This window comes from Beijerinckiaceae bacterium (assembly GCA_004564215.1).
Lineage (GTDB): Bacteria > Pseudomonadota > Alphaproteobacteria > Rhizobiales > Beijerinckiaceae > Methylocapsa.
In genome coordinates, this window is sequence record CP024846.1 from 920,972 (window position 1) to 944,698 (window position 23,727).

The following is a 23,727-nucleotide window of genomic DNA, read 5'->3' on the forward strand; positions in this document are numbered from 1 at the left end:
ACTCCGGTCAGTTTCGAGGGGGCCTGACATGGCGCGCGCAGACGCGGCGCATGCTTCTGCGCACGCAGGGGCATTGCGCGTACTTGCCTGTACGACGACGCAATCTGCGACTCTACGTTTAGCCAAGGTGGAAGTTTGGGTCCGGCGCGCTGTGCCGGCCATGGTCGTGCTTTTCATCGGGGTGCTTGTCTCGATCACCGTGATCATGACGCGCGAAGCCTATGATCGCGCGGTTACGGATGCATTTTCCGAACTCGAATTGGCCGCCGCAGTCGCTGCCAGTGACGTGAATACTGCGCTCAAACAGGCGTCGGAAAGCGACGCCGAGACGGTTCTGAGCCAGGCCGTGCCGTCCCGCCTGTTGGCCCAGGGCCAACAGCTCATCGTGACCGACCGCGCCGGCAACATCGCAGCGAGCGTGCCGCCTTTGCGCGGCTTCACCGGTTCGCTGAACGATTATTTGGGGCCGGCGCAGCCATTGACGGTGTTCGCCGAGAAGGCCGGCGTGTTGCGCATCGATTTGGCGGACGGCTCGGACGCCTTGGCGACGGTACGCACGCTCGATCCGCCCTTTGGTCAGCTGGCCATCATTCATCCCATGGCCGCCGTGCTCTCCGACTGGGAAGCGGCCACCCTTCGCGTTGCGGTCCTTCTCATCTGCACCGTCCTTGTGCTCGTGGCGCTGGCCATTGCCTATTTCTGGCAAGCCTCCCGCGCCCGCGAGTCCGATCACTTATGCGAACGGATGCAGGACCGGGTCGATACGGCGCTCAGCCGAGGACGCTGCGGTCTCTGGGATTGGGATCTCGCCCGCGGGCGCATCTACTGGTCGGATTCCATGTATGAGATCCTCGGCATGGAGCCAACCGGCCAGTTCATGTCATTTGGCGACATCAATGCGCTGGTTCATCCGCAAGATGGCGATCTTGCGATGATGGCGGAGATGCTGACCGGCTCGAAAGCCGACACGATCGATCATGCCTTCCGGATGCAGACCGTCAAAGGCGATTGGATCTGGTTGCGTTCGCGGGCCGAACTCGTCCAAGAGCGGCCGGGCGAAACACCGCACCTCGTCGGAATTGCGGTCGACATCACCGAACAAAAGGCGCTGGCGGAACGCACCGCCACCGCCGACATCCGCCTGCGCGACGCGATCGAGACCGTTTCCGAAGCCTTCGTGCTTTGGGATGCCGACAATCGGCTGGTCATGTGCAATTCAAAATTTCAAAAATTTCATCATCTGGCGAGCGACGCAATCCTCGCCGGGACGCCCTATGCGCAAGTCATGTCGAAAGGAACGCCGCCGCTCATCCAGACCCAAATCCCGCTCGGCGAACGCCCGCTCGCCGGGGCGCGCACCTACGAGGCGCGGCTAGGCGATGGCCGCTGGCTGCAGATCAACGAAAGGCGCACCAAGGACGGCGGCTATGTTTCGGTCGGAACCGACATCACCGCCCTCAAACGCCACGAAGAGCAATTGATGGAATCCGAGCGCCGCCTCATGGCAACGGTCGCCGATTTGCGCAAGTCGCGCCAAACCCTGGAAGTGCAGGCGCAACAGCTCGCCGACCTCGCCGAACGATATTTGGAGCAAAAGGCCGAGGCCGAGACCGCGAACCGGGCCAAATCAGAATTCCTTGCCAATATGAGCCATGAATTGCGCACGCCGCTGAATGCGATCATCGGCTTTGCGGAATTGATGCAGCAAGAAACATTCGGCGCCCTTGGATCACCGAAATATGCCGATTACTGCAGCGACATAACCAATAGCGGACGTTATCTGCTCGGCGTGATCTCCGATGTCCTCGATATGTCTCGCCTCGAAGCGGGCCGGGTCCACCTTCAGAAAAGCGACTTCGAAATCGACGCTGTGGTCGGTGACGCGGTCGCCGCGGTGCAAGCGATCGCCACCGAGAAGGAAATCAATGTCGTTGCCGAAACATTGCCGGAAAAAAACATTCACGCCGACCGCGCGGCGATTGAAAAAATCCTTACGATTCTTTTGCGCAACGCGGTCAAATTCACGCCCAATCACGGCCGCGTCAGCGTCCGCACACGGTTCGTTCAGGGGGCTTTGAATATCTATGTGGAAGACACCGGCATGGGGATCCCTCCTGGACCGCTGGCACGGCTCGGACGGCCCTTCGAACAAATCGATGGTAGCCTCGACAATGGCATGAAGGGCTCGGGATTGGGTCTTGCGATCGCGCGTTCGCTGGTCGATCTGCATGGCGGTTCGATCCGCATCCGATCATCGGTGGGGACCGGAACCATCGTCCTCGTCCATCTGCCGGATTCGCGGGACGTGCCGCGCCAGAAACTGCTTCTGGCGGCAGGCGCCCTGCGCCGGCCGGCAGAGCCCCAAAAGCTGCGGGCTTCAGCAGGGTGATAGCAAACGGCGAAAAATCGCCCGTACCTCAGCGCGGGTATCATGCAACGCGCTTTCGAGGGCGCTGATACTCGGCTGTTCCGCAACCCGTGCGAGGCGCCGGGTCACCGCTTCATTGGCATCGCGGGGATTGCTTCCGGGGTCCAGGCTCAAGCGCAAAATTTGAGTGACATTGGTAAAGAGACGATAGGCCTTTGCCAGAACCTCGGCATCCTCACTTGCGATCAAACCAAGCTTCCCCGCAGCCTCGATCACGGCCAGGGTCGAACCGCGGATGATGGCGGGCTCGGCCTGTGCATGCCGTAACAATAAATATTGGGCGAGGAATTCGACGTCGATCAGACCGCCCGCAGCGAGTTTCAGGTCCCAAGGATCCTTGTCCCCCTTCGTGTGCGCAATGAGGTGCCGCATTTCGCTCACCTCGCGGCGTAGACGATCACCATGCGGCCGCATCAGCACGGTCTGGATCGCATCGCTGGTTTGCACGCCGAGCTGGACGTCGCCGGCGATCGGCCGAGCCCGGGTCAGAGCCATATGCTCCCAGGTTTCCGCCTCTTGGGTCTGATAGGTAACGAAACTGTCGAATTGCGTCGCGAGCGGTCCTTTACCCCCAGACGGGCGAAGCCGCATGTCGACTTCGTAAAGACGGCCCCGCCGCGTCGCAACCGTCAAGGCGGATATGAGCCGTTGCGCAATACGCGTATAATATTGAACCGCGTGGAGCGGTCGGGGACCGTCCGACTCCGGATGCGCCGGATCGAAATCATAGATGAGCATAAGATCGAGATCCGAAGCCGCGGTCATTTCCCGCGAACCCAGCTTGCCAAGCGCCAATACGATCGACCTGCCGCCAGGCACACGGCCGTGCTCATTGGCAAAGACACGCTCAACATGCGCAAGGCAGGTCTCCACGATGCAGGCCGCCAGCGTGGAATAGGCGATCGCTGCCGCCGCCGGCTCGATCATTCCGGACCATAGCCGGAGACCGATGGGAAAAAGCTCCTCCTGCGCAAAATCGCGCACCGCATCCAGAAACTCCTCGGTTTCGAATTTGCGCTGCAAGATTTGTCCGGTGCGCTGCCGGAACGCTTGTTCATCGAGCGGCGCCTTGAGGAGATCCGGATCGATCGCATTGTCGAGCAAATGCGGATGGCTGATGACGGCGCGCGCCAACCTTGGCGCACCACCCAGAATTTCTCCGAACAATTCGCAAATCGGCGGATTGGATTTCAGAACCGAAAAGAGTTCAACCGCCGCCGGCATGCGGGCCAATGCGGAATCGAATGCGGCCAGCGCGGCGTCGGGGTCGCCGGAGCGCGCGAATGCGTCCAAGAGCAGCGGCACCAGTTCGGTCAGCACTTCCCGGGCGCGCGAGGATCGGACTGCCGGACGACGGCCGAAATGCCAGCCGCGGATCGTCTCGGCGGCAAGCGATTCCTTTTTGAAGCCCAGCCGCGATAAAGTTTCCATCGTCTCCGGATCGTCGCCGACACCGGTAAATACCAGGCTCCCGGCCGAGGCATCCAGGCGCGGCGAATGTTCGAACAACCGGGCATAATGATGGGAGACGAGCTGCAAATTATGCGTGACTTCGTTGAAGAAGGCCTCTTTACGCGCATAGCCGCAAAACAGCGCGAACGCCGCCAAAATCTCCGGATCCTGCGGCAAGCGATGGGTTTGTTCATCGGCGACCATCTGCAACCGATGTTCGATTTCGCGTAAGAATAGATAGGCTGTGCGCAAGTCCACCACGGCTTCTTGCGTGACCCAGCCATCCTTTCCGAGTTCCTCGAGCGTATCGAGCGTGCGGGCGCCGCGAAGCGCCGGACGCTTGCCGCCAAAGATCAATTGCTGGGTCTGCACGAAAAATTCAATCTCGCGGATACCGCCCCTACCCAATTTCAGATCGTGGCCGGCGACGGTAATGTCGGCATGGCCGCGCACCGCATGAATCTGACGCTTCATCGCCGCTATGTCCGCGATAGCCGCGTAATCGAAATATTTGCGCCAAATAAACGGCGTGAGATTAGCCAGAAAAGCCGCTCCAAGGGTCAGGTCGCCAGCGACGGGGCGAGCCTTGATCAAGGCGGCGCGCTCCCAATTCTGGCCAAGGCTCTCATAATAGGAATAGGCCGTAGGCAGAGAGACGGCGATCGCCGTCGAGCCAGGATCCGGGCGCAGCCGCAAATCGACCCGCTGAACATAGCCGTCCGCTGTCCGCTCCTGCAGCAGCCGCACCAGCCCTTTGGTCAGCCGCGCATAGAGTGTTCCAGGTTCCACGGCTCCGGCGATGGAACTGCATACGGGATCGAAAAACACGACGATATCGACGTCGCTCGAATAATTAAGCTCCCGCGCACCAAGCTTGCCGAGCGCCAGTATCACGAGACCGCAGCCGACTTCAGGCACCGTGACATCGGGCAGCCGCAGGCGGCCCGCGCGGTCAGCCTCGCGCAGCAGAAAACGGAGCGCCGCCGAAATAAAACGATCCGCGGCATGCGACAGCGCCGCGGTCGATTCGATCACCCCAAGGACGCCACCCAAATCGGCGAGCGCGATGAGAAGTGCCGTTTCTTGCCGCGCGCGCCGCAAGGCCCGCATGACCACCGGCTCATCGGTGGCCTCATCGCAGACCTCATCGAGCGAATCCAGGCATGTCTGAAGGCAGGTTTCCGGCGCGAGGCTTAGACACCGCTCGAGCCTCGAAGGATTTGCCGTCGCCAAGCGCCAGAGAAAGGGCGAATGGTCAGCAAGCGCCAAAAGCAAAGCACGCACGCGGGGGTTCTCGACAAGAGTTTGCAAGCCGGCCGCCGCTGGCATTGCCAGAAAATCGCTGAGGCGAGACTCGGCGCGATAGCCGTCGTGAAGATGCGGCGCTGTGCGCAGGCGCTGCCAAAGCGGTAGACTCTCGTCTGCGTTTGGCACGAGATCAATCATGCCGCTTGGTCCGGCTGCGCCAACTCTGGCGACGCTGGCGGTCCACGCCGAATTTGCGCCGCCGGAAGACTCAGCACGACCCGAAGCCCCGGTTCGTTGTCTTCGATCCGCAAGCTCCCATTATGGAGGCTCGCCACCGCTGCGGCGAGGGAGAGTCCAAGCCCGGAACCTGGCCGCGTGCGGGCGCTTTCGAGCCGAACGAAACGGTCGAGCACGCGCGCCCGATCGGCTTCAGGGATCCCTGGACCGTGGTCTGCGACGCTGATCTCAACCTTGTCGCCAGACTGCTGCGCCACGAGATTGACAGTTCTTTCGATCGCCTGCGAGTCTTGACCCGCGCCGGGCATGGGACCTGCCGGCTCGGGACTTCCATATTTCAACGCATTGTCGACGAGATTTGCAACCGCCTGGCTGACCAGTTCCCGGCTCCCATGCAGATAGAGTCCCGATTCTGCCGAAATGGACAAAAGAATGCTGTGCTCTTCCGCCAAGGGTTCGTAGAGTTCGCCAACATCTCGGGCAACGGATGCGGCATCGAAATCGATCATGCCTTCCCGCCCTGCCCCCGCCTCTGCCCGGGCGATGCTCAACAGAGCGTCGAAGATTTGGATCAATCGGTCGGATTCTTCGAGCGCTTTTTCGAGTGCGCTGCGATAATCCTCCGGACTCTTGGCGACCCGCAGGGCTTGTTCCACCCGTCCGCGCAACCGGGTCAGGGGTGTTTTCAGATCATGCGCGATATTGTCGGAAACTTCCTTCAATCCCGCCATGAGGATCGCGATCCGTTCCAGCATGGCGTTGAAGTTTTGGACCAGCCGGTCGAGTTCGTCGCCGGTCCCGGCCAAAGGCAAGCGCCCGGAAAGATCGCCGGCGACAATGGCCCGCGCATTGGCGTTGATGGCGTCGACCCTATTGAGAACGCGCCGTGCAACCCACAGTCCGCCAAGCGTGCCGAACACGACCAGCCAAAGGAGAGAGGTCAATAGAGCTTCGCCGAGAATGCGGCGCAAGCTTTCGCCTTCCTCCAGGTCGTGCCCGACGAGCAGATGAAAACCGCCGGACAAAACAAAGATGCGGACCAAAGCCCGATGCTTTCCGCTGGTGTCGCCCGGAGGTTGATAGGTCGTCTCGATAAGGCCGGGATGGGTCAAAATATCCGGCGGCAGACTGGTGATATTCCCCGCGATGGGTTCTCCAGCCGGGGTCGTCACCAAGTAAAGGCCCGCGCCTGGCTGGCGCGTCCGCTTCTGGATGATATTGACCAGACGGCGTATGCCGCCCTGTGCATATTGCTCGGAAAGTCCGGTGATATCGGTTTCGATGGTCTGCGCGGTTTGCTCGTCGATCAGATGTTTCATGTTCCAGCCGACGTTGCCGAGAACAAGCCCCGCGCCGATCGCGGAAATCGCCAAATAGGCGAGCGATATTTTGAAGACAGTTGTGCGAAAGAGCTTACCGAGAGCCATCACGTATCATGTATCCGGCACCGCGTATTGTGTGGAGAAGCGGAGGATCGAAGCCTTTATCAATCTTAGCGCGCAAACGGGAAATATGAACATCTATAACGTTGGTTTGCGGATCGAAATGATAATCCCAGACATTTTCAAGCAACATCGTGCGTGTGACGACTTGATCGGCATGTTTCATCAGATATTCGAGCAAGCGGAATTCGCGCGGCTGCAGCTGGATGTCCTTGCCGTCCCGGGTTAGCTTGTGGGCGAGGCGGTCAAGCTCGAGGCCATTGACACGATAGATGGTTTCCTCGCCCGAACCCGGCCGGCTGCGGCGGGCGAGCACTTCGACACGGGCCAGAAGCTCGGAAAAAGCATAAGGCTTGGCGAGATAATCGTCGCCACCGGCCCGCAGGCCCTTGACGCGGTCGTCGACCTGACCAAGCGCCGAGAGGATCAAGACGGGCGTCTGGATTTTCTGGGCACGCAGACTGCCGATGAGCGCGAGGCCATCGAGCTTCGGCAACATGCGATCCACGATCAGAACATCATAGGTTTCATCGCGGGCACGAGCATAGCCGTCAAGGCCGTCCCCGACATGATCGGCGACGTGGCCCGCCTCACGGAATGCCTTGACCATATAATTGGCGGCCTCGGCATCGTCTTCGATGATTAGGATTCGCATCAGCGACATATAGCTCATTCCTGAGCAAAGCAGCAGGCCGGGAGTTGCCTCCCGGCCTGGAGCCTCCTGGAGTCGGCGCCACGACGGGGACGCGGCGCGGACTTAAGCAAAGCCTCGGGGGCGTGAGGCTCAGGAAGCTGGATTGATCGCGATAGCCACGAAATGGGTGCCTTCGCTACCCTTGATCCGCAAAAGCACGGCCTTGCGGTTGTCCTTTTTGGCCTCGGCCAGCGCCGCGCTGACGTCCGCCGGCTGATTGACCGCATGGCCTCCGGCCTCGAGAATGACGTCGCCGATCTGCACGCCTTTTTGCGCCGCTATGCCGTCCGGGTCGATATCGGAAACGACCACACCGTGGCTTCCCGCGCCTTGGACGCTGGCAGCGGGGGCCAGCGTGAGCCCGAGTCCGGCGAAGGCGTTATGGTCCTCGCCGGCGCCCGGCTGAACGCGCGCTTCCTTGTCGTCCGGCAGCGAGCCAAGCTTGACTGCGGTGGTTTTTTCCGACCCATCATGCCAATAGATCAGATCGGCCTTCTTGCCTGGGCCAAGCGTCGCAACCCTGCGGGCGAGGTCGCGCGGACCGTCGATCCGTTCACCGTCAATGCCGAGGATCACGTCGCCGGATTTAATTCCGGCCGCGGTGGCAGGCGAATTTGGCTGCGCCTCTGCGACAAGAGCGCCCTTGTTCGACTTCAGCCCGAGGCTATCGGCAATTTCCGCGGTCACCGGCTGAATTTGAACGCCGATCCAACCGCGCGAGACCACGCCCTTATCCTTGAGCGAGGCAATCACGTTCTGCGCCGTCTCGGCGGGAATTGCGAACCCGATGCCGACGCTTCCGCCTGAGGGCGAGAAGATCGCCGTGTTGACCCCGACCACCTGGCCTTGGCCATTGAAGGTAGGACCGCCCGAGTTGCCGCGGTTCACCGGAGCATCGATCTGCAGGAAGTCGTCATAAGGTCCAGCGCCAATATCGCGCCCACGCGCCGACACGATGCCGGCGGTCACCGTTCCGCCCAGACCGAACGGGTTGCCGACCGCGATCACCCAATCGCCGACCCGCGGAACGGCGGTGGCGAAGTCCACATGCGGATAAGAGCCACCTTGCTTGATCTTCAACAGGGCAAGATCGGTTTTCTTGTCGGTGCCGACGATGGTCGCCGGAACAGTTTTGCCATCGTCCATGGTGACGGTGACTTCGGTGGCATTCTCGACGACGTGGTTGTTCGTCACGAGGTAGCCATCCGGAGATATAATGAATCCCGAGCCCTGCGCCTGCGTGACATGTGGTTTCATTTGCCGCCCATGGGGCGCGCCCCGCTCACCGAATTGCTTGAAAAAACGCTCGAGAGGATCGCCGGGCGCGATATGAGGAATCTCCGCCTCCTCGCCGGCATCGGCTGTTTCCGTCGTCTTCACCTTGACGGACACCACAGCGCCCCGCACGTGATCGACGACATCTGCGAAGGAGACCGGCGCAATGACGGGAACGGTTTCGCTCTGGGTCGCCGCATAGCTCGGCAGACTAAAACCGCCGTTCGTGATGAGGGCGCCAGCGAGAGCAACGGCGGCGACCGTACGAAGCAATGTCGCCCGGAGTTCGCTTCGGGGCACGATAACGGGCGGTGAAATCATGTTTACGGGCCGAAGGGGCCGATCATTAGACATTGTTTCAAATCTCCATTGCCAATTCAGGACGGCATGCCGTCGTGTTGACAATGAACATGGGGAGGGCCGGCTTACGCCGCCATGTCGGTCGAATGAAACTTTAGTAAGGTTCGTCAGACGTTTCGGCTGCCTGCCGGCAACTGCCCGCGTCACGGCAAAGCAGCCGCTAATTCCCGTCCACATCAGGCTCGCGCGGCGGCCCTGGATCGGCTGGATAATAGCGTTGCGCGGGTTGGCGGCGGCTACCTTGCGGCGGCGGGATGAGGCCCGGCGGCGGTCCAACTTCAATCGGGCCGCTGCTGCGCGGCGGCGGGGCCCTTGAGGGTTCAGGAAGCGGCTCGCCAAGCTGGTCCGCATCCGGCGGCACTGCATTTTCGCTTGGCTGCGCGCGGCGTTGCCGGCGTGCCGGCTTTTCGGCAGCCTTGGGTGTTTCCGGCGGCGGGGGCTCGGCCTCGGCGGGCGCCTCGGGAGCCGTCACCACGACTTCGCCGCCGCCTTTGCAGTCTGTCAGCCAGATATCGTAGATGGGATGTTCTATGCCATGCAGGCCGGGACTCGCCGCGAACATCCAACCTGAAAAAATTCGTTTGTAATTATTGTTGGCATCGACTTCATCGACTTCGATGAAGGTTGTCGTCTGCGGGGCCTCCGTCGCGGGCCGCGTGTAGCAGGCACGTTCGGTGATCTGCAGTGAGCCGAATTGCACGGTCTCGCCTGTCGCCGCCTCGAAAGCGATGGTGCGGCCGGTGATCTTGTCCAGTCCCGCGAAGACCGCGATGGGGTGCTTGATCTTGTCGGCCTCCGCCCTGCCGGAAACAATCAGCGCCAAAATCAAACCGAGACACAGAATTTGTAGCGTACGGAAGACTCGCATCGAAGCTTCGTTCATAAACCGGCCGCCACAACGGAACCAAAGAAACTGTAAAATTCGCCTCTGCTGCGTTTGCCTGGACGCATTGGACAGGCGCGAACCCAGCACGAAACTGCGGCCGGAAGTGGACATTCTCATCGAGGGACCGGGAACTTGAGCAAACTCCGCTCAGCCTTCTGGTGTCCAGGCGTCGTAATCCCCTGTCGCCGGCGGGCGCGCGCTGGCCCGCAATGTCGAGCCCGGCGGGCGCCACGCCTCCGGGGTGCCGGTCAAATTGGGCCGATAGGGCAATTCCCACGCACGCGGCGTGTAAGTTTCTTGGGTCGGCGGGACATCGACGGTGTGGTGAAGCCAGCCATACCAGCCAGGCGGCGTCATCGAGCCTTCGCTCTGGCCGGCATAAATGACCCAACGCCGTTCGAAGCCAAGCGCCGGATCGATTCTCCGCCTGCGGTAATAGCGGTTTCCGAATTGGTCGACGCCGACGAATTTGCCAAAAAGCAGGGTGTGAAGCCGGGTGTTCAGCGTTTCACCGTTCCACCACGTAAAAAACTGATAGAGCAATCTCATGGGTTTGATCTGCCTTCGGCTTTGCCGCATCGATCCGCCAGCATGCGGGCGTTTATGACCGCGCCGGCCCTCGCTGTCCAGCGCATCAATTCTGTGACCCCGCCTGTGGCGAAAACTTACGATTTGTATACTATATATAGTTATACCCATGATCCACAGCACAGATTCTGGTGTGGACAAGACCGATGCCGCGTAGCGGACCACGTCCATATCGAGTCAATCTGCTCGCCCTAATCGGCGATCAGGCGCGTGCCGGATCGTTCATCTTCGAGGGATACCCATGCATATCGAGCGGCGCTACACCAAACCGGATCAGTCCCCCTATGCGGAAATCGCGTTTCGCTCGACCAAAAGCGAAATCCGTAATCCGGACGGATCGATCGTGTTCTCGCTGGATGGCATCGAGGTGCCGGCGAGCTGGAGCCAAGTCGCGGCCGACATTCTCGCCCAAAAATACTTCCGCAAAGCGGGCGTGCCCTCGCGCCTGAAGCGAATCGAGGAAAACGCCGTTCCTTCCTTCCTTTGGCGGAGCGAGCCAGACGAGGAAGCGCTCGCGGATCTGCCGAAGCCGGAACGCTTTATATCGGAGATTTCGGCCAAGCAAGTGTTCGATCGTCTGGCCGGCGCCTGGACCTATTGGGGATGGAAGGGCAAATATTTCGACACCGAGGCCGATGCCTCCGCCTTTTACGACGAATTGCGCTTCATGCTGGCGCGCCAGATGGCGGCGCCCAATTCCCCGCAATGGTTCAACACGGGGCTGCATTGGGCCTATGGGATCAATGGCCCGAGCCAAGGCCATTATTACGTCGACCACGAGACCAAAAAACTCGTCAAGTCGAAGTCGGCCTATGAACATCCGCAGCCGCATGCCTGTTTCATCCAGTCGGTCGCCGACGACCTCGTCAACGACGGCGGCATCATGGACCTTTGGGTGCGCGAGGCGCGGCTCTTCAAATATGGCTCGGGCACCGGCTCGAATTTTTCCAAGCTGCGCGGCGAAAACGAAAAGCTTTCCGGCGGCGGCAAATCCTCCGGCCTGATGTCGTTTTTGAAGATCGGGGACCGGGCTGCGGGGGCGATCAAATCCGGCGGCACCACGCGACGGGCCGCGAAAATGGTCGTGGTCGATGCCGATCATCCCGACATCGAGGACTATATCGAGTGGAAGGTGAAGGAGGAGCAAAAGGTCGCCGCGCTCGTCACCGGCTCGAAAATTCTGCAAAAGGCGATGAAGGCGATTCTGCGGGCCTGCGTCAATTGCGAAGGACCGGGTGACGATTGTTTCAGCCCGGAAAAAAACCCGGCGCTCAAAAAGGAAATCAAGCTGGCGCGGCGTGCCTTCGTTCCCGACGCCTCCATCAAGAAGATCATCCAGCTCGCGCGGCAGGGCCATACGAATATCGAATTCGAGACCTTTACGACCGACTGGGATTCGGAGGCCTATCTGACCGTTTCCGGCCAGAACTCGAACAATTCCGTCCGCGTCACGGATGAATTTCTGCGCGCGGTCGAGGATGATCGCGATTGGACCTTGACCCGCCGCCTCGACGGCAGAGCGCATAAGGTGATGAAGGCCCGCGAGCTGTGGGAAAAGATCGGCCACGCCGCCTGGGCTTCGGCCGACCCTGGCCTGCAATATCATACGACGATCAATGATTGGCACACCTGCCCGGCCGCCGGCCCGATCGTCGCCTCCAATCCCTGCTCGGAATATATGTTCCTCGACGACACGGCCTGCAATCTTGCCTCGCTGAACCTGTTGCCGTTCCGCGATCCCCCGAATGGATCCTTCGATGTCGAGTCCTATGAGCACGCGGTCCGGCTTTGGACCATCGTGCTCGAAATCTCGGTCATGATGGCGCAATTTCCGGCCAAGGAAATCGCCCGGCTTTCTTATGATTATCGCACGCTGGGGCTCGGCTTCGCCAATATCGGTGGTCTCCTGATGTCGTCCGGCATTGCCTATGACAGCGACGAAGGCCGCGCGATCTGCGGCGCGCTGTCCGCGATCATGACCGGCGTCGCCTATGCCACTTCAGCCGAGATGGCGGGCGAGCTCGGTGCCTTCGACGGCTATAAGGAGAATGCCCCCGCGATGGCGCGCGTCATGCGCAATCATCGCCGTGCCGCCTTGGGCGAAATTGCCGGCTATGAAAATTTGTCAATCACCCCGGTCCCGCTCGATCATGCGGCGTTGCGCGGCTGTGTCCTGCATGATGAACTCGCGACCCATGCGACGGCCGCCTGGGATCGCGCCGTCGCGCAGGGCGCGCTGCATGGCTATCGCAATGCGCAGGTGAGCGTCGTCGCGCCGACCGGCACCATCGGCCTGGTGATGGATTGCGACACGACGGGAATCGAGCCCGACTTCGCCCTCGTCAAATTCAAGAAGCTTGCGGGCGGCGGCTATTTCAAGATCATCAATCGCGCCGTGCCGGAAGGTTTGCGCGCGCTCGGCTATTCCGAAGCCGAGATCGCGGCCATCGAGATCCATGCGACGGGGCATGGCTCGCTGCACAATGCGCCGGGCATCAATCACGCGAGCCTCAAAGCCAAAGGTTTTACGGACGCCAAGCTCGCCGAGATCGAGGCTTTGCTTGCCGGCGCCTTCGACATCAAATTCGTCTTCAACAAATGGACGCTGGGCGCCGACTTCCTCACCGGCACGCTCAAAATTCCGGCGGAAAGGCTCGAAGATCAGAATTTCGATGTTTTGAGCTTCTTGGGCTTTTCCCGCGCCGATATTGACGCGGCCAATATTTTCGTCTGCGGCGCCATGACGGTCGAAGGCGCGCCGCATTTGAAACAAGAGCATTACGCCGTCTTCGATTGCGCCAGCCCCTGCGGGCGCACCGGCAAGCGTTTCCTGTCGGTTGAAAGCCACATCCGCATGATGGCGGCGTCGCAGCCCTTCATTTCGGGCGCGATCTCGAAGACCATCAACATGCCCAATGACGCGGGCATCGAAGACTGCAAGGAGGCCTATATGCTCTCCTGGCGGCTCGGCCTCAAAGCCAATGCGCTGTATCGCGACGGCTCGAAACTGTCGCAGCCCTTGAACAGCCAGCTCATCGCGGATGACGACGACGAGGCCGAGGACGCCGTCGAAGCGCTCGTTGCCTCGAATGCCCCTGCCCGCGCCAGCGCGGTCGCGGAACGAATCGTCGAGCGGATTGTCGAGCGGATCGAACATGTCCGGGACCGCGAGCGGCTGCCCGACCGGCGCAAGGGCTATACACAAAAAGCGGTCGTCGGCGGCCACAAGGTCTATCTGCGGACCGGCGAATATTCGGATGGACGGATCGGGGAAATCTTTATCGACATGCACAAGGAGGGGGCCGCCTTCCGCTCGCTGATGAATAATTTTGCCATCGCGATTTCGGTCGGGCTGCAATATGGCGTGCCGCTCGAGGAATATGTCGACGCCTTTACCTTCACCCGCTTCGAACCGGCGGGGCTGGTGCAAGGCAATGACGCGATCAAGAACGCGACGTCGATCCTCGATTACGTGTTTCGCGAACTCGCGATCTCCTATCTCGGCCGCAACGATCTCGCCCATATCGATCCGAGCGACATCGGCCATGATGTGCTGGGCAAGGGAGAGGATCAGAGCCGTCCGCCGCAAGGCGGCGTGCCGACCGGAACCGCGAAATTTGTCTCGCGCGGTTTTGTCCGCTCGAAGGCCGACAAATTAATGCTGGTGCAAGGCGGCGGGCAAGTCGCGCCGCAAGCCGTGACGGCGCTCAAACACGATCTCGAAATGGAAGTGGAAGCGGAACTCGGCGGGCTCGAATGGACGACTCCCGCCGAACGGGCGACCATCGCCGAAAAACGCAGCCAGGCGCGGATGAAGGGCTATACGGGGGAAGCCTGCAGCGAATGCGGGAATTTCACGCTGGTCCGCAATGGGACGTGTCTGAAATGCGATACGTGTGGGGCCACGACGGGGTGTAGTTGAAAGGGGCGCTTGTGTCTCGATTGATCGACATCGTTATTGATAACGCTATGGAGGGCATTCAGAGTGGTCTGCTAAATCTACCGAAACCCTTTCTCTCCTCGGCCCAGGGGATGGCATGCAATCAGTCCTGGAACGCTTATGCTTATTTTTATGCCAAGGAGTTTGAGGAAATAGCGGAAAATGCGCTGAAGCTTCGCCGCGTTCAGCATGCCGGTCCGCTACTCTTTTTGGCGCGTCAATCTATCGAACTCGCCATGAAAAACGCCATCAACGAATTCGAGCCGAAAATAGGCTCTGACGCCGGAAAGTATGGGCATGATCTCAAGAAGCTGTGGCGAACTCTGATTGATCTAATGAGATTCGCCTCGTTTTCTGCGGACTGCGAATGGACCCAGCATTGTGAACAGGTGGTCGATCACATTGATGCTTTTGATAACAAGGGGGAGCGCTTTCGGTATCCTGCCGACAGGGCTGGCGATTACTTCGAGTATCCCGATGTGGACATTGACGGCTTAGTGAAGGCTCATTGGAACCTCACTGCATATTGCGATGCAGTTATTGAATGCCTTCATGCGCAAAGGATAATCTGAACTACCTTTACAAAGAGCGGTCGTCCCGACCGCACCACCCCATTCATCGCGTGGCAGACCCGAGCGTGTCTGAACTTTGAAGTCAAGGACGGCCCAAAGGGCCGCCGCCGCAGGCGGTCTGCGATCCTTGAGTTCAAAGTTCAGATACGCTTTTCTGCCGCCATGCGATGAATGAACCTTTCCGCGCAACACGCGCCGGCAAGCAAATGCCGGATCTCGGCATCGACTCCAGTGTCATGGCCGGCTTGACCCGGCCATCCAAACTTCCACCGGCCGTTGTTGGATGCCCGGCTCAAGGCCGGGCATGACAAGCCTCAATCCGCGAGTTCAAAGTTCAGATACGCTTTTCTGCCGCCAAGCGACGAATGGATTTTTACGCGCCGCGCGGGCAAGCAATGCAAAACCTCGAAGGATGTGTCTCCTCAACTCCAGTGTCATGGCCGGGCTTGACCCGGCCATCCAAACTTCCACCGTCCATTGTTGGATGCCCGGCTCAAGGCCGGGCATGACAAGCCTCCGTCCTTGAGTTCAAAGTTTAGATACGCTTTTCTGCCGCCATGCGATGAATGGATTTTTACGCGCCGCGCGGGCAAGCAATGCAAGACCTCGAAGAATGTGTCTCGTCGGCTCCCGTGTCATGGCCGGGCTTGACCCGGCCATCCAAACATCTGCCTTCGTTGTTGGATGCCCGGCTCAAGGCCGGGCATGACAAGCCTCAATCCGTGAGTTCAAAGTTCAGATACGCTTTTTGCCGCCATGCGATAAATGGATTTTTACGCGCCGCGCGGGCAAGCAATGCCGGGTCTCGAAGAATGTGTCTCATCGGCTCCCGTGTCATGGCCGGGCTTGACCCGGCCATCCAAACTTCTGCCTTCGTTGTTGGATGCCCGGCTCAAGGCCGGGCATGACAAGCCTCGATCCGTGAGTTCAAAGTTCAGTTTTTTGCCGCATGCGATGAATGGATTTTTACGTGCCGCACGGGCAAGCAATGCAAGACCTCGAAGAATGTGTCTCCTCGACTCCAGTGTCATGGCCGGGCTTGACCCGGCCATCCAAACATCCACCGTCCATTGTTGGATGCCCGGCTCAAGGCCGGGCATGACTATCTGGGCGGACTGGAGTCACCGCCTCAGCGGCTAACGCGCGCTGGCGGAGACGCCCTCACACGCAAGATCCCGACGGGCAATCCAGCCCACAAAGCCGAGGCAGGGCACCTCGATACGCGCCCACAGCCCATCCTTGGATTGCTGCCCAACCCGAACAACTCCCGTTGCGTCGGATGTCACGCGGCCGTTCGGCGTGTCCCGGACATTGGCAACGTGCGGGACAATGGTGCAAAGGCTCGCTTTAGCAGGACGGCTTTTGCACGCTTGGGCCGGGGCCGATGCGGCCAAAGGGACCAGCGCGGCAGCAAGGCATAGCATTCTGTTCCTCATTCGCGTCCTCCCCCAGCGGCCTTCCCGGCTCACATCACTCTGCGGCGCTTGGCGTCGCGTTGAAGACACCGCCGAACACTTCAGGGCCGTTTTGAATTTCGTAGGCGTATCCGCCATTTTTGTAGAAAAGATTTATCTTCAGATCCCCGCGCGCGCGAAAGGCGAAGCCGCCCTTATCCAGCTTGGGGCTGCCCTCGACCAGCAAATTATCGTTCCACCCTGGCGGTGAGCAGCAAGAATGATCAGGCTCCAGACCGGCAATCGCCGCCTCGTTCCAAAGACCGGCGATCGCCGTGATCACATAGGAGCCCACAGATAAATTCTTGGTGGTCAGAGTGCCCGACGCGGTGATTTTGGCATCAGTGTTGAGGTAGGACCAATTCCAGAGGATGTCGGCCCTGGCCTCCAATGCGCCGGCAAGGCCGAGCAGAGCCAGCAAAGCCAGACGTTTCAAAGCGCCTCCAGGTCTCGTCTTCATGACTGGTCTTTCCCGCCCTTCGTCGCACTGCCAAAGTGGCGCCCTGCCCTCACGTTTTGTCATATATTTAACATCATGTACGCCTATCCGTTGGTATTCAGCGACCTAAAAATATTAAAAGCAAAAGATTTTTTATGGATCGGCGGGCAATGCCGCATCATCAGGTTTGGCCATCGCTGAGAGCCATTTTCTTTCGCATGCGGGTTTGCCACGCAAGCGCAAGTCGGCTGCCGCCACCGCTCGATGACAATCACATTGTGGACCTCGCTCGCGCGGCGAGATCCAGGCTCATTCCAGCATGCATCGCCCACTCATCGAGCCAGCCTTCTCAACAAATCTATTTGCAAGGGAGCTGAGACGAACATGCAAGAAATTGATCAGATTCAGCCGGGCTCGGCGCTACCCAAGGGCGCTCCTTACAATCCCACGACAGCGGTTTTCTACGGCCAGTTCGTCGAGGCCGTCTATACGATGTATGGCAATGACCCGAGCAATCTGACGCCGAAGCCATCTGCGGATTTTCCCAAAGGCTATCGCCTCGCGGCCTGGATCCAGATGCGCGACTTTATCTTCGAGAGCACAGGTTTGACCTTTTATGGGATCATCGCCCAAAGCCAGGCCGAACCGAACCAGTTCATCCTCGCTATTCGCGGGACATCCACTTGGGTCGAATGGTGGGACGACTTGACGTCGATCCGCCTTGTCCCGTTCAAGAACTTCGGTTCGGCGGGCTTTGGGTTCTTGAAAATTTACGAAACGCTTGAAGTCGTCGCCAATCCGTCGGGAGCCTTGACCGAATTGGCGGCGCCGCAGTCGCTCAAATCCGTCGGCGGATTTTCTCAGCAAGTGGCCGCGTTGGTCAACAGAAGCACGGAGCAGCCGCGCGCCGAAGCGGTCGCGCCGGCGACCTCGCTTGCCGTCACCGCCCACAGCCTCGGCGCAGCGCTCGCCACACTCTATGTGCTGGACAATGCGAGCTCCGATCAGATCCCCACTCCGACCGTCTACACATTCGCGTCTCCGCGCGTCGGCGACTTGGCGTTCGCAAACGCGTTCAACGCCTTGGGTCTGACCTCGTGGCGGATCGACAATCTACCGGACATCGTCCCCTATCTTCCGCTTGGCTTTACCCACGTCAATACGCTGCAGCAATATGATTCCGGGTTCAAGGTATGGCCTTCGCCCGGCTGCTGGCACGCATTGACGACGTATCTCAGCTTGATCGACCCCAAGCTGAAACCCGCTAACGACTGCCAGCCGCCGTGGGCCGCAGCCGCCGCGGGTCCGGCGGAGTTTGCTCCGGCAGCAGCGCCTGCCGCCACAACTCTCTCCGTACCGTCCGGTCAGGTCACGGTGAACATTACTGTCAACGTGCACGAGTAGGCCGCAATTTCGGGGTCGAACATCGCGGCACACGCTAACGGCCGGTCGAGAGTCTTCAAGCGCTCGACATCGTTTGCAGGGCGCGCGCATCGCACTCGTCGCAAGATCGCAGACTGTGATAGCAGCGCGGGCGACCTGATTGCGCTGGCGGCATGGAGTTGGCGCCAACTTTTCCGCCAAGATTCGTTGCGCGTTTCTGCAAGAGCCTTCTTGCATATTTGAACGCTCGCTCTGGATAGGCTCTGAGCGTTGAAAATGAGATATGGTTGCGAAGATAATCCGCCCACTGGAATTCGACGAAGGGCGTCGGATCTTTTCCATATTGACAAAAACGCCGGACCTGCGCCGCAAGGCTGCGAAACGGATCGTCGAGCAAATCTCGTAAGCTCTTTGGCATGTCCTCAAAATCACGACGCCGGCCCTGATCATAGGGATAGATCAGATTGCGCCGTTCCATGACCTGCCAAAACATGCCCGGGTCAAGGTGCGAGAAATCATCGATGAGGGAAAGCCGGACCTTATCGACCCCCTCGTCGAACAGAGCCCGACCCAAATGGTGGCCGTCCAAGATGTAATATTCGCCCTTGGGTCCAACTACGGCTGGAAAAGGGTGCTCACAAATGAAACGGCTTCTCTCGTCGCTCGTCTGTGCCCTCCAAATCCGCCGTTTGAATGCAACCTCGTCATAACCCAAAGTCATTTGTGTCGGGCGCAACTCTTCAAGTTTCGCCTCAACCCATCCTACGCCAATGTCACCCACGTCCGTGCTTCCCGGAGACCCGTTATCGAGTTGAAGTCCCTATCCATAATACGATCTGCCTGGCGTCGTTCATGCGGTATGATGGCGCAGATTTGGGAAGCGTGGATGAGGGCGGCAGAGCGGGCCCAAAAAGGATCGCCGGGCTGAGGAAACTAAAACACCGGCACGCCACGCGCGTTGAGCGCGTTCGCCAGATTTGCGAGCGCCTTGGCGCGCTTGCGATAAAAAGTGTGGGGCGCCCATTGTTTTTCGGCGCAAAGCTTTTTGATCGAGCGGCCGCGCGCGGCACGCAACGCCCACAGGGTCGTCACCAGGGCCATACCGGAATCCTCAATGCGCAACTCGCGCAGCCATTCGAAGGCGGCGTCCATCCGAGCGATCTCCAGGGCCGTAGGGCGGATTTTTATGCGGTTGGCAGCCTGCTGCCGCTCGCGGCGCTCGGCCTCGCTGAGTTCCGCCTGAGCCAATTGGTCGGCCCATTCGGTGACCGTGCGTGGCCAATGGCCGCCCGGCGCGCGGGGTCCCCGCAAACCCGGCAAGCGATCAAGCGTGACAAAGGCTTGCACGAGTCTTTTGCCGACAAGCTCTGCTTCCCATCGCAATGGTAGAGCCTCGCGCTCGGGAAAGAACGGCGCGTCGAGCGGGTCGGGGATTGTTTCCTCGTTCATGCTCACGCCCCATCGTCGAGAATATTGTCGATGAGGTGCGGATCGGCGGCGACCTCAAGGAGCAGCAGCCGGATAATCGCTTCGCGCGTGAGGCTTCGCTTGGCCGCCGCGGCGTCGAAATGACGGCTGGCGTCAGGCGGCAGGCGCAAGGAAAAGGCCGCTGCCGCCGCGCGAAACGCGAGGCCGAAACGCTGCGCTTGTCGATGCACATTATTGGGGGTCGAGGCGATGATGGGATCTTCCGCGACCCTTTTGGCATCCCAGCCGAGGCCGAGAAGAAAGCCGAGCCGAGCGATTCGCTCTCCCGTCCAGCGCGATTTGTGAACCTCTGTTGCGACATCCACGGTTAACACCCTCCTTGCTTCGAACGGGGGCCGAACCGCCGCGCCGTCCGGTCAGGAATAAGGTATTATTACCGTGTTTGTCAAGGTATTTTTACCGCATGCAAGAGGTGCTTGATTCGGTTACTCTACCGTATATGGAACTCGATGACATCCTCCACCGGATCGAAAGCCGCCTGAAAGCCGTGGGGCTGTCGGCGCATGCCGCATCCCTGTCCGCCAAGCGCCCGGACGCGATTCGCAATTTGAAGCGGGCAGTCAAAAACAACGACCGGAGGGGCATCACGACCGAAACCCTGGTCGCGCTCGCCCCCGTCTTGCAGACGACCGCGGCCTGGCTGCTGGAAGGAGCCGGCGAGCCCAGTCCCGGAAATTTGGTGCCTGTTGTCGGGCGGATTGGCGCTGGGGCTGAGATTCAACCGGAATTCGAACAAATCCCTCCCGAGGGACTATATGAAATCGAAGTTCCGTTTCCGATCCCGACGGATGCGATCGCCTTTCAGGTGGAAGGCGACAGCATGTGGCCGCGCTACGACCCTGGCGATGTGATCATTTGCTGGCGCCAGGGGACCAATGTGGACGAGGTGATCGGATGGGAGGCAGCGGTCAGGACCGCCGACGGCAAGCGCTATCTGAAACGCATCCAGCGGGGAGCCGCGACGGGAACTTTTGATCTGGAAAGCCACAACGCCGCGCCGATCCGGAATGTCCGCATCGAATGGGCGGCGGAGATCAAGGGCGTTGTAAGATCCGGTCAGTGGCGCCGAAGGTAAGCCCACATATAGGGTATCATTACCTTGTATAAGGTATTATTACCTGTTATGAATGGCGGGTCGATCTTTGGAGCCGACCCGTGCCCCTCCTTCCTTCTGTCGAAGCCGCGCTTCGTGCGCAAGCCACGCGCACTGTCATCCAATCGGTGAAACATCGGGCACGGTGCTACGCGCGGCAACCGATGAGTCTCGACACTGCCTATTCAGGGCTGTCGGCGGCGGCGCCCGAAACAATGATTGCAATCGGCCGCCATCTCGTCGAAGTGGAACGAAGGGCCCCTTGCCGCTGGTTCGGTTTCGGAGGGGAAGTACCGCTCATTAACGCCAAGGCTATCATTCTTCTCGGCCGCGCGCTGCGGCGAGCCCGCAGGCTCCAACAGCGCGCGCCAACGTGATTCCTGCAACGAGACACGAAACCGATTGTTCGTTTGGCAAAGCGTTTTAAGTCGTATTAAAGACCGAGACCGCGGCGGGTCTGTGCTTCGTTGAGCGCGAGAGTCAGGGCATCGATCTTAGACTCGAGCTTCGCAATTTCTTCCTGTAAGTCGTTTATGCGGCTTTCATAGCCCTCGATCAGCATCCGGATGCGCGCGTCAACAAGCGCCGCCATCGGCGCCTGCCGGTTGATCATCGCGGTAAAAATCGTCCCGAGGACGCCAATCAGGGCACCCAGTCCGCCTGCGCCTAGCGTGCTCCAGATGCTTCCTTCCGTATGCATGCTCTTCACCTTCCACCGCGCAATTTGATCCTCAGACCCCGCCAAGCCGTCAGCGGGATTGCCATGCCTGCGGCTCAACAATCACTTGCGATCAAGCCATGCCGAAACATTGCTGGTTCCAAGCTGGACCCCATGAACCAAAAAAAAGCTGGTAACGATCGCCCATTCATAGGTGTCATAGGGGGCCGGCAGTTTCGGGACGCCGAGAAGCGCCGCTCCATAGGCGAATTTGGAGGCGAGGATCGTATCGACGAAGACCAGGCCGAAATGCAGCGCGGCCGGAAATCCGGCCACCCACAGGACAACACGATTGATCCAGTGGCCGTAGACCTGAACCTTCAGAGCATTGTTTTCCACGTCCGTCTTCAAGGCGGTTCGCAAGATCGTGGAATCTGCTGCCGCCGCGGCTGAAAAGCCCGCTTCTTGCGTGGCCAGTTTTGTCTTTTCGTAATCGGCCCAGGCCGCGACAAAGGGCTTGATGATCGCGCCCAACAAATAGTTAAGAATCGGAAGGAGGGCGGACATTACTCGTCCCCTTTCACCGGGTCGATCTTTGCGGCCGTTACGATGCCGTAGATGTGCGTGACGGTCATCGCCAATGCAATTGCACTCGTGATCTTGAGGGCCGCGCCCGATGAAAGGAAGGCGCCGAAATCAACCTGATGAAGCTCCTCGAGCAGCCCCGGCAGGGCCGAGACCAGAACGCCAGTCATGCCGAGAATCGTGGTTTTCATACCGAGCAACCGAAGTCCGAGACGCTGCAGGAACGACAGACCCTGGGCATCTATTTTGGCCAGTATTCCCGCGACGACCCGAAATTCCATAAGCTTGGGGCGAAGAATCCAGAGATAAATTATGAACGACGCCGCTGTCACGAACACAAACCAAAGCATCCTGTTTCCTTTCCTTAACGTCGGACCTAATCCCTCGGCACGGCCGCCGTATGAGGCGACTCTTCCGGAAATTTAAAGGGCAAAGAAGCAACGCAAATTGCGCGCGTTTAAGCCGGGACCGCGAGATGGGTACAAACCATCACCAAGAAGCCGATGGTCAGAAACCCGCAGCCCCAGGCAATCATTGCAAAAGGTTTCGGCGAGGGATCCTGACACTCGACCCACACGCCCGCCACAAAAAGCAGCGCGGCGACGATCATCATTTCCAACGGATTGTGGATCATGATTGAGCTGCCTTGAACGCCGTCGCACGCTGGCTTTGTCGCCATGACTGGAAGGCGAGGATCCCGGCACCCGCCGCGATGGCCGCGGCGATGACGATGAGAAACATCGTGTCCCCGCTTATGAGATGGCTGCCGCCTTCGGTGCCTGCCGCTGCGATGCCGCCGGCACTGGCTTTCGCGATGTGCTTTCTCGATCGGCTCCCGGCTTCTTTGGCCTTCTTACGAAGAACTTCTGGAGCTTCCTTTCCGCAAGCCAGTTTGATGGCCTCTGCCTCGCACGCCGCTACGCGGCGGCCCCATCCAGTGCCAAAATACCGCCAGTTGCCGAGAGAATGGAGGAAGGACAGCCGTACTTCACAAAGCCTTTGAATGACCGCTTCGGCAGATGCCCTTTTCGCCCCGGCAATCCGCCAAGCGCGCAACGCACGGGCCGGACCGCTGTTGAAGGCATAATCGAAGACCGCAAGATCCACACCCGCCGCGAGTGCGTCGCCATTGACCGGTTGCCAATAGCCGCCGCGATAGATTTCATCCCTCTCCATGGCTGTCATTTGAAAGACAGTGCGCCGAGGAAGATGGCCCGCATCGCGGAATTCATCATATCGACGCTGGGTAACGCCCTCTTTGGTCTTACCGCCGGGATCGTGCGGATCGTTGGCTTGGCCCCCTTCCCATTTCAAGGTGAAGGCGATGCAAGCTTGGTAATTCGAAGCGGCCATGGACTTGCTCCAATAAAAAAGCCGCCTAGCGGCGGCCAACAAGATTCGTTCGGTGATGGTCTGAGCAAAGGGCTCACAGCGCCTTTGCATGGGTGGACGCTTGGTCATCCGTTCGCGGAGGGTCCAACGGAAACGGCTGCGACCGGACAAAC

General features: G+C 59.8%; 21 protein-coding genes. 7 read left to right on the forward strand and 14 right to left on the reverse strand.

Annotated features, from left to right (window positions below):
* The first annotated feature begins 28 nt into the window (after positions 1–28).
* Entirely contained in the window at positions 29–2,389 is a 2,361-nt protein-coding gene (locus tag CU048_04345; protein QBR70630.1) for a PAS domain-containing sensor histidine kinase, read from the forward strand.
* Here the strand turns inward: CU048_04345 and CU048_04350 are convergent.
* The 6 genes from CU048_04350 to CU048_04375 all read right to left on the reverse strand — a co-directional run bounded on the left by CU048_04350 (position 2,378) and on the right by CU048_04375 (position 10,571).
* Positions 2,378–5,326: a bifunctional [glutamate--ammonia ligase]-adenylyl-L-tyrosine phosphorylase/[glutamate--ammonia-ligase] adenylyltransferase gene (locus CU048_04350; GenBank protein QBR70631.1), complete on the reverse strand. Its 2,949-nt coding sequence runs from the start codon at positions 5,324–5,326 to the stop codon at positions 2,378–2,380. The two genes, CU048_04345 and CU048_04350, sit on opposite strands and share 12 nt — an antisense overlap.
* On the reverse strand, positions 5,323–6,792 hold the full coding sequence (locus CU048_04355) for a two-component sensor histidine kinase (GenBank protein ID QBR70632.1): 1,470 nt from the start codon (positions 6,790–6,792) through the stop codon (positions 5,323–5,325). The genes CU048_04350 and CU048_04355 overlap by 4 nt, the downstream gene beginning before the upstream one ends.
* Positions 6,779–7,462 (reverse strand): DNA-binding response regulator, encoded by a 684-nt coding sequence (locus CU048_04360; protein ID QBR72655.1) that lies wholly within the window; start codon positions 7,460–7,462, stop codon positions 6,779–6,781. Before CU048_04360 ends, CU048_04355 begins: the two co-directional genes overlap by 14 nt.
* A 129-nt stretch (positions 7,463–7,591) precedes the next feature.
* Positions 7,592–9,097: a serine peptidase gene (locus CU048_04365; protein ID QBR70633.1), complete on the reverse strand. Its 1,506-nt coding sequence runs from the start codon at positions 9,095–9,097 to the stop codon at positions 7,592–7,594.
* 199 nt (positions 9,098–9,296) lie between these two features.
* Complete coding sequence (locus tag CU048_04370) at positions 9,297–10,004, reverse strand: DUF2155 domain-containing protein (GenBank protein ID QBR72656.1); 708 nt, start codon at positions 10,002–10,004, stop codon at positions 9,297–9,299.
* Positions 10,005–10,169: 165 nt separating this feature from the next.
* Positions 10,170–10,571 (reverse strand): NADH:ubiquinone oxidoreductase subunit NDUFA12, encoded by a 402-nt coding sequence (locus CU048_04375; GenBank protein ID QBR70634.1) that lies wholly within the window; start codon positions 10,569–10,571, stop codon positions 10,170–10,172.
* A gap of 280 nt (positions 10,572–10,851) precedes the next feature.
* On the opposite strand from CU048_04375, the gene CU048_04380 reads away from it, so the two are divergent.
* The 3 genes from CU048_04380 (at position 10,852) to CU048_04390 (ending at position 16,030) form a co-directional block, all read left to right on the forward strand.
* The gene (locus CU048_04380; GenBank protein ID QBR70635.1) at positions 10,852–14,532 is read left to right on the forward strand and encodes a ribonucleoside-diphosphate reductase, adenosylcobalamin-dependent; all 3,681 of its coding nucleotides are present in this window, start codon (positions 10,852–10,854) and stop codon (positions 14,530–14,532) included.
* Between the two features lie 20 nt (positions 14,533–14,552).
* Complete coding sequence (locus CU048_04385) at positions 14,553–15,122, forward strand: hypothetical protein (GenBank protein QBR70636.1); 570 nt, start codon at positions 14,553–14,555, stop codon at positions 15,120–15,122.
* A gap of 566 nt (positions 15,123–15,688) precedes the next feature.
* Complete coding sequence (locus CU048_04390) at positions 15,689–16,030, forward strand: hypothetical protein (protein QBR70637.1); 342 nt, start codon at positions 15,689–15,691, stop codon at positions 16,028–16,030.
* A gap of 562 nt (positions 16,031–16,592) precedes the next feature.
* On the opposite strand, the gene CU048_04395 is transcribed toward CU048_04390, so the two are convergent.
* A complete protein-coding gene (locus tag CU048_04395; GenBank protein QBR70638.1) occupies positions 16,593–17,036 on the reverse strand; it encodes a hypothetical protein in 444 nt (147 codons plus the stop codon).
* Between the two features lie 243 nt (positions 17,037–17,279).
* On the opposite strand from CU048_04395, the gene CU048_04400 reads away from it, so the two are divergent.
* Positions 17,280–18,419 carry a hypothetical protein gene (locus CU048_04400; protein ID QBR70639.1) on the forward strand — a complete coding sequence of 380 codons (1,140 nt, stop codon included), beginning with the start codon at positions 17,280–17,282 and terminating at the stop codon, positions 18,417–18,419.
* A 55-nt stretch (positions 18,420–18,474) separates the two neighbouring features.
* Here CU048_04400 and CU048_04405 read toward each other — a convergent pair whose 3' ends face one another.
* The 3 genes from CU048_04405 to CU048_04415 all read right to left on the reverse strand — a co-directional run bounded on the left by CU048_04405 (position 18,475) and on the right by CU048_04415 (position 20,191).
* Entirely contained in the window at positions 18,475–19,119 is a 645-nt protein-coding gene (locus CU048_04405; protein QBR70640.1) for a chromosome partitioning protein ParB, read from the reverse strand.
* A 212-nt stretch (positions 19,120–19,331) separates the two neighbouring features.
* Entirely contained in the window at positions 19,332–19,847 is a 516-nt protein-coding gene (locus CU048_04410) for a hypothetical protein (protein QBR70641.1), read from the reverse strand.
* Positions 19,848–19,849: 2 nt separating this feature from the next.
* The gene (locus CU048_04415) at positions 19,850–20,191 is read right to left on the reverse strand and encodes a hypothetical protein (GenBank protein ID QBR70642.1); all 342 of its coding nucleotides are present in this window, start codon (positions 20,189–20,191) and stop codon (positions 19,850–19,852) included.
* 134 nt (positions 20,192–20,325) lie between these two features.
* On the opposite strand from CU048_04415, the gene CU048_04420 reads away from it, so the two are divergent.
* Positions 20,326–20,961 (forward strand): peptidase S24, encoded by a 636-nt coding sequence (locus CU048_04420; protein QBR70643.1) that lies wholly within the window; start codon positions 20,326–20,328, stop codon positions 20,959–20,961.
* 80 nt (positions 20,962–21,041) lie between these two features.
* Positions 21,042–21,356 carry a hypothetical protein gene (locus CU048_04425; protein ID QBR70644.1) on the forward strand — a complete coding sequence of 105 codons (315 nt, stop codon included), beginning with the start codon at positions 21,042–21,044 and terminating at the stop codon, positions 21,354–21,356.
* Positions 21,357–21,412: 56 nt separating this feature from the next.
* On the opposite strand, the gene CU048_04430 is transcribed toward CU048_04425, so the two are convergent.
* From CU048_04430 to CU048_04445, 4 genes are all read right to left on the reverse strand, one after another.
* On the reverse strand, positions 21,413–21,760 hold the full coding sequence (locus tag CU048_04430) for a hypothetical protein (GenBank protein QBR70645.1): 348 nt from the start codon (positions 21,758–21,760) through the stop codon (positions 21,413–21,415).
* Complete coding sequence (locus tag CU048_04435) at positions 21,761–22,204, reverse strand: hypothetical protein (protein ID QBR70646.1); 444 nt, start codon at positions 22,202–22,204, stop codon at positions 21,761–21,763. It abuts the gene before it with no gap.
* Entirely contained in the window at positions 22,204–22,572 is a 369-nt protein-coding gene (locus CU048_04440) for a hypothetical protein (GenBank protein ID QBR70647.1), read from the reverse strand. Before CU048_04440 ends, CU048_04435 begins: the two co-directional genes overlap by 1 nt.
* A 280-nt stretch (positions 22,573–22,852) precedes the next feature.
* On the reverse strand, positions 22,853–23,683 hold the full coding sequence (locus CU048_04445) for a hypothetical protein (GenBank protein ID QBR70648.1): 831 nt from the start codon (positions 23,681–23,683) through the stop codon (positions 22,853–22,855).
* Positions 23,684–23,727 lie beyond the last annotated feature (44 nt).

Coding starts and splice junctions, on each gene's coding strand:
- CU048_04395 (QBR70638.1), bottom strand. CDS start 17,036: ATGAAGACGAGACCTGGAGGCGCTTTGAAACGTCTGGCTTTGCTGGCT.
- CU048_04360 (QBR72655.1), bottom strand. CDS start 7,462: ATGCGAATCCTAATCATCGAAGACGATGCCGAGGCCGCCAATTATATG.
- CU048_04440 (QBR70647.1), bottom strand. CDS start 22,572: ATGCTTTGGTTTGTGTTCGTGACAGCGGCGTCGTTCATAATTTATCTC.
- CU048_04375 (QBR70634.1), bottom strand. CDS start 10,571: ATGAGATTGCTCTATCAGTTTTTTACGTGGTGGAACGGTGAAACGCTG.
- CU048_04410 (QBR70641.1), bottom strand. CDS start 19,847: ATGAACGAGGAAACAATCCCCGACCCGCTCGACGCGCCGTTCTTTCCC.
- CU048_04435 (QBR70646.1), bottom strand. CDS start 22,204: ATGTCCGCCCTCCTTCCGATTCTTAACTATTTGTTGGGCGCGATCATC.
- CU048_04380 (QBR70635.1), top strand. CDS start 10,852: ATGCATATCGAGCGGCGCTACACCAAACCGGATCAGTCCCCCTATGCG.
- CU048_04370 (QBR72656.1), bottom strand. CDS start 10,004: ATGCGAGTCTTCCGTACGCTACAAATTCTGTGTCTCGGTTTGATTTTG.
- CU048_04345 (QBR70630.1), top strand. CDS start 29: ATGGCGCGCGCAGACGCGGCGCATGCTTCTGCGCACGCAGGGGCATTG.
- CU048_04445 (QBR70648.1), bottom strand. CDS start 23,683: ATGACCAAGCGTCCACCCATGCAAAGGCGCTGTGAGCCCTTTGCTCAG.
- CU048_04355 (QBR70632.1), bottom strand. CDS start 6,792: ATGGCTCTCGGTAAGCTCTTTCGCACAACTGTCTTCAAAATATCGCTC.
- CU048_04350 (QBR70631.1), bottom strand. CDS start 5,326: ATGATTGATCTCGTGCCAAACGCAGACGAGAGTCTACCGCTTTGGCAG.
- CU048_04390 (QBR70637.1), top strand. CDS start 15,689: ATGGATTTTTACGCGCCGCGCGGGCAAGCAATGCAAGACCTCGAAGAA.
- CU048_04420 (QBR70643.1), top strand. CDS start 20,326: ATGGAACTCGATGACATCCTCCACCGGATCGAAAGCCGCCTGAAAGCC.
- CU048_04405 (QBR70640.1), bottom strand. CDS start 19,119: ATGACTTTGGGTTATGACGAGGTTGCATTCAAACGGCGGATTTGGAGG.
- CU048_04400 (QBR70639.1), top strand. CDS start 17,280: ATGACAATCACATTGTGGACCTCGCTCGCGCGGCGAGATCCAGGCTCA.
- CU048_04365 (QBR70633.1), bottom strand. CDS start 9,097: ATGATTTCACCGCCCGTTATCGTGCCCCGAAGCGAACTCCGGGCGACA.